The sequence below is a fragment of the Pseudarthrobacter sp. HLT1-3 genome (assembly GCF_059383535.1).
On sequence record NZ_JBWZCJ010000056.1, the window covers coordinates 1 to 5,385 of the forward strand.

At 61.2% G+C, this 5,385-nt stretch carries 3 protein-coding genes; all 3 read left to right on the plus strand.

Features of this window, described 5'->3' with window-relative positions; all coding sequences use genetic code 11:
- Window positions 1–302 precede the first annotated feature (302 nt).
- The 3 genes from AC50X9_RS21125 (at window position 303) to AC50X9_RS21135 (ending at window position 5,319) form a co-directional block, all read left to right on the plus strand.
- Window positions 303–962 carry a PspA/IM30 family protein gene (locus AC50X9_RS21125; protein ID WP_494897028.1) on the plus strand — a complete coding sequence of 220 codons (660 nt, stop codon included), beginning with the start codon at window positions 303–305 and terminating at the stop codon, window positions 960–962.
- Window positions 963–1,003: 41 nt separating this feature from the next.
- Complete coding sequence (locus AC50X9_RS21130; RefSeq protein WP_494897033.1) at window positions 1,004–1,663, plus strand: DUF4352 domain-containing protein; 660 nt, start codon at window positions 1,004–1,006, stop codon at window positions 1,661–1,663.
- Between the two features lie 167 nt (window positions 1,664–1,830).
- Window positions 1,831–5,319: a TY-Chap domain-containing protein gene (locus tag AC50X9_RS21135; RefSeq protein WP_494897037.1), complete on the plus strand. Its 3,489-nt coding sequence runs from the start codon at window positions 1,831–1,833 to the stop codon at window positions 5,317–5,319.
- Window positions 5,320–5,385: the final 66 nt, after the last annotated feature.

Sequence of the window (5,385 nt, forward strand, 5' to 3'; positions counted from 1 at the left end):
CTCACACCACAACCGGCCCGGCACACGATGAGCGGCCCCCGGAACCACAAACCCAGGAGCCGCTCACCTCTGCCTCTTGACAACCCGACCTACATATCAGCGGTGTGTGGTGACTATTTCGGTCAGTTGCTGATAACGGGGGTTATCAGTGTTCATTGGCTCCTGTTGTGCCGGGTCGCCATAGCTTCGTTCTGCAGCTACGAAGGAATCCTCCGGAGCTGCGACGGCGGCGGGGAACCACGCATTGGGGGATCGGTATCCCGCCGCCGCTCAGCAGCCACCCGAGTACAGAGGAAGAGAACATGTTGAACACCGAGACGAACGAGCCGGCGGGACCGCATCTGAAAGACGTACGTGAGGAGGCGCAGCCGGCTTCGGGCGGGGCCAAGCCGGGGCGCAAGCGGCGGATCATTGCCACCGTCGCCGCCGTGGCCCTGCTGGCAGGGGCGACCGCCGTCGGCACCACCCTGCCGGACCCGAAGTCCAGCGACGCCTACATGGCGCTGGCGGGGGAGAAAGCGTCCGTGGAGTCGGACCGCGACTCGGCCCGGTCCAGCTACGAGTCGATGAAATCCAAGTACGACACGCTCCAGAACGGTATTGCGGCCCGCGAAGCCAAGGTCACCGCCAGGGAAACGGAGGTGGGCAAGGCCGACGCAGCCGTCAAGACTGCCGAGGCTGCTGTCAAAGTCCGCGAAGAGGCTGTCACCGGCGCCGAGAAGACAAAGGCGGCCAACACTATCGGCGACGGCACCTGGACCGTGGGTACTGACATCGAGCCAGGCACCTACCGGGCGGCAGCCGACGTCGGCTCCTCCTGTTACTGGGGCATCTACGCAACCGGCAGCAACGGCAGCAACATCATCGACAACGATCTCCCCGGCGGCGGCCGGCCCTCAGTCGCCCTCTCCGGCGGCCAAGACTTCAAGTCCAGCCGCTGCGGCAAATGGGAAAAGCAGTAGCAGCCTCACGCACCATTCATTCACCTGTAGAAAGGCACCACATGTCCCATGAGAACCTCTCCCAGCCCTTGCCCGCCGCGATTGCAGCGCCCCGGCCACGACCGTTCTTCAAGAAGAAGCGCGTCCTCATCCCTGCCGGTGTTCTGGCGCTGGGCATCGCCCTGGGCTCCTGCTCCGGCGGCACCACCAAGACCAGCGATGCCAGCCCCGCTGCAGCGCCGTCGTCCGCGGAGGCTGTTGCAGCTACCCCGACTGCCAGTGCTGTCCCGGCCGTCGCTGCTCCGTCGCCGGTCGCGCCCGCGGTTGCTGCCGGACCCGCCGTCGGCACTCCCTTCAGCGTCAAGATGGGCAATGGCGACGTCGCCAAAGTCACGATTATCTCCGCCGCGCGGACGGACGCTGTGACCACCACGGCCTTCGCGACAGCACCCAAGAACGGCAGCTACTTGCTCCTGGACGTCCTATGGGAAACCGAAGCGGGCAAGACCAGTTCCAACCCGTTCTATTTCTCCGCCAAGGACTCCAATGGACGCAAAGCTGATCTAAGCCTCTTCGCGGACAACCAGCTGGGCTCCGGCGACATTCTGCCGGGTGACAAGGCGCGGGGATTCATTGCATTCGACATCGCTCCTGGTGCTGCGACAGTAATGATCTCCACCCCGCTGATGCAGGAAGCCGCACGGATCCAGATCCCGGGGTAGGGCGGCGCCTAGGAATTCGTTGCCCTCCTGTTATTCAAAACTCGAGGTTGCGGCTCACATACGTGGATCCCTACCGCTACGGTATGCGGGGAACCAGCGGCCCACTGCATGCACCCGCGTGCAGTGGGCTGTCCAAGACGCTTATGGATATAAAGACTAGGACGACTATGTCAAGCGAAGAGCAGGATCGCCGGTTCATGGCGCGCTACGGTGAATTGAAGGCGTTCATTGAGCGAACTGAGCGCCGCCCGAGGGCAGAGTCTGAAGACGCGGCCGAAGCAGCCTTGGGGCGTTGGACCACGACGCAACAGATGCTGCGGAACGCCGGGCACCTCGCTGCGGATCGTCTGGAGCTGATGGAGGATCTTGGGAGCGCGTTGGCTCCGCGGCAGACATATGCTGATCGGATTGCGGAGCTCGCAGAGTTCATCCGCACAAACGGAAGGCGCCCGCTCTTCGCGGCGGCCAACCCACCCGAACGCAGCTTGGCGGCCTGGCTAAACTATCAGGTCATCGCGCGCAACAAAGGAGAACTCTCTGCTAAACGCTCCGAGTTGCTTGAGCCCCTCGTCCCGGCTGACTCGACGCGAAAAGTTCGGTCAATCGCCGAATGGGTTGCGGACCTCGCGGCATTCCACGCTGAGCACGGCCGAATGCCACTGAGCACGCGGGACGAAGAGCGAGGGCTCGCACTATGGCTCATCAACAAGCGAATGGCATTCAAAGACGGGACCATGCCCCAGAACCACATTGATTTGCTCAACGCGGTTCCTGGCGCGTTGGCTACCAGGAAGAATGCTGATCCTGATGCGATGTTGCTGGAGGCTCAGGACTGGTGCGCCCAGCACGGGCACATTCCACGGGCCAGCTTCACCGACACCGATGCGCTCAGTCTGGATGAGGAGAAAGAGCGGACGATTGCGTCTTGGATGCGCAACCATGCTCGCGAAAGCACCCGCGCTTACGAGCCCAGCGAGTACGCTGAGCGCCGACAGAGCATCCTCGATCTCTACGACAAGTACCCATCGCGAACGGAATTCAACGAGATCGCGGCAAGGGAGAGAGTACGACAGGCTCTTGAGTGCGCCGACCACGTCCCTTCGAGTACCGAAGACAGCCAGACCCACGGCTGGATCGCGAACGCGCGCCGACTTCGCGCCGCCGGCGCCGAAATGGCGCCGGAAACTTTGGAGGTGCTGGCTCTCGCGGATCAACTCAAAGCGCACACCGAGCACAAACGCGATGCTCGACTTGAGCAGTTGAACGAATTCGTAAAGGCCCACGGACGCATGCCCGGCTTTGCGAAGTTGGCGCCGAAGGAAGAAAAGAACCTCGCCTTCTGGGTTAAGCGGCGTCTCGCCGGATCTCGGACAGCTGGGGGTGCCGAAATCAATGAGAACATCGCTGAGCTCATCGCAGAGTGCACCCGAATAGCGGAGGCCGCCAAAGACGTTGAACCTGTCAAGAAGCGAAAGGCAAATCCCGTCCGCGAGAACACGGAGTGCGCAAAGGTTATGGCGGCGTTAACCGAAGCGGGCCACATCCCAGGATCCGCATCGCCGGTCTATGCGTGGTTGGTCAAACACCGCAAGCTCCGGGCTGCAGGAGTACCAATCTCCAATGAGATTTCGCTTGTGCTTGAGTATGCGGACACTTTGAAGTCGGCGCGCGAAGTCCGACACGAGAGACGGCTTGTTGACTATACGGAGTTCCTGTCACGGTTCGGCAGGCTCCCAACTCCGGGCGGTGAGAAGACAGAAGCGTCCTTGGCCAATTGGGCCAGTGGCGTTTTGCGGGGAGTCGTGAACGCCGGACCCGATGTTGGTGCCTCCCTTCGCCTGCTCCAGGAGGACTCGAATCGGCCGACGAAGAACGTATCTGAAGTAACTTCGACCGGCCGGAGCCAAATCTGGGAAATGATTGTGGCCGCTTACGCCCAGGGGGAGCGGATAGCCACCCTGTATGAAGGTGCTGAGTCCCCAAAGCGGTTCCTGGACCGTCTCCGGGAAGAAGTTACGGTCCAAGATGAACAAAGCCGTGCGGACGCCATCGCGAGTGAAATCCGTTCGCTGCGTCAACTGATTCAGGAAGACGTCCACGGCGGCCTTGTCGACGGCGGACCATCCGCGGAATCGGTTCGCCGGTCAATGGTCCTTCAACACAGATTTCACTGGCTGCACAACTCGGCGACCGACGTTTACGAAGAGATTTGCCAGAAAGTAGGGCTCAACGTCGATTACCCGATGACCTGCCATTCCCCTTATCTCGACTATGGCGTCTTCGCGGTTTACGGCATGCTCGAGGGGCTCAGCGCAGACCTGGCTGAACCGCTTTCGCCTGAGGAAGCAAGCGTGGTGGACGACCTTGAACGTTTCGTGTCCGATGCGCCCGCCTCAGTGCGGCGAAGTGCTGTGTGTTTTGTTCTGGGGGCGTTGAGGCAGCTGAATCGTGCATCAGGTAGGCAGCTCTACGCGCGGGAATACGATCTGGGGCGGGCCCAGTTCCGAGAATTTCTTGAAGTATCCGACTACACGGTCTGGCCGGCCCCGGCGGAGACTGTGTCCGAATTCTTAGGCAGCGGCTCGTGGAACGGGGCCATGGCCGCGGTAGGCCTTCCTCCGATCCTGCAGGCCTGGAACTGGCAGGGATCGGACTTCATCTGTGCCGCGCTCGACTTTTCCGAGACGGCATCGGAGCTAGACCGTTCTCCCGAGACTGAATTCGCATACGACGACTGGGTGAAACAGCAGGTAGTACGGGGAGTGGAACGACCGTCGCTGCTCAGCATGCAGGCCGAATTCGGTGTCTTGAGTAACGGACTGAGGCTGGTAGCGGGGAGCACCGACCTAGCGGAGGACATAGACGACGAATCCGAGAGCGAGTGGCGACGAGTCCAACACTTGCTCTCCGAAACCGTGTCCGAAACCCCAGAGGGCGCCTCACTTGAACTCCGGGTCGTGGAAGAAGGCGAACAGTTGGACATTCCACTGTTCGCCACGGCAACAAGCACGGCAGAAGGGGCCCATTGCTCACTCCCCTCAGCATTAGTAGTTGGCACTGAGGACTGGCCGCAAGATGTCAGACGGATGCTCGAACTTGGCTGGACACCGGTCCGAGATCACCACGATATGTGGATCAAAGAGTCCGTCCCGCTAGGGGACGTCGCGTCAACCCTCCTCGCCGGGTTGCGGGAATGCCGCGGCGTTCAGAATCCTGCACAAATTAAGTGGAATGTGAACCTACCGTCCGCGGAACCCGGGAGTGACGTCCCCTCCAACGGCGAAGGCGAATGGCAAGGCCTGTCCCCGGAAGGGCCCAGCGAAGAGATTTTATGGGCAGACGCAGTGCAGTCGCTGACGGACGATCTGCTGTGGCTCAAAGACGACGACTTCATCAGCGTCGAATACGGGCACGGAACGGCGGAGGACTGTGCACCCTATGCTCAGGCCACCCCGCGTAAATCCGGTTTGTCCTTGGAACTCGTTTCTGAGGAATTTCTTTCGGCTGACGTCTGGCCGCTCAATTCGCATTTTCTCGTTTCCGCCGGGTGGGAAGCCCCAACCGGCGAAAACCCAAATTGGCACATCACTGATGTTCCAAGGGAGTCCGGTGCGAAGAAGCTCCTAGGAGCGTGGGGCGGTAGTGGTTTTACGTGATCCACGAGAAGCCCTGCTTGCTGACTGGTAGCGCGTTGTCATCTTGATGGCCGGCTGTCAGCAGCG

Coding starts and splice junctions, on each gene's coding strand:
- AC50X9_RS21125 (WP_494897028.1), top strand. CDS start 303: ATGTTGAACACCGAGACGAACGAGCCGGCGGGACCGCATCTGAAAGAC.
- AC50X9_RS21130 (WP_494897033.1), top strand. CDS start 1,004: ATGTCCCATGAGAACCTCTCCCAGCCCTTGCCCGCCGCGATTGCAGCG.
- AC50X9_RS21135 (WP_494897037.1), top strand. CDS start 1,831: ATGTCAAGCGAAGAGCAGGATCGCCGGTTCATGGCGCGCTACGGTGAA.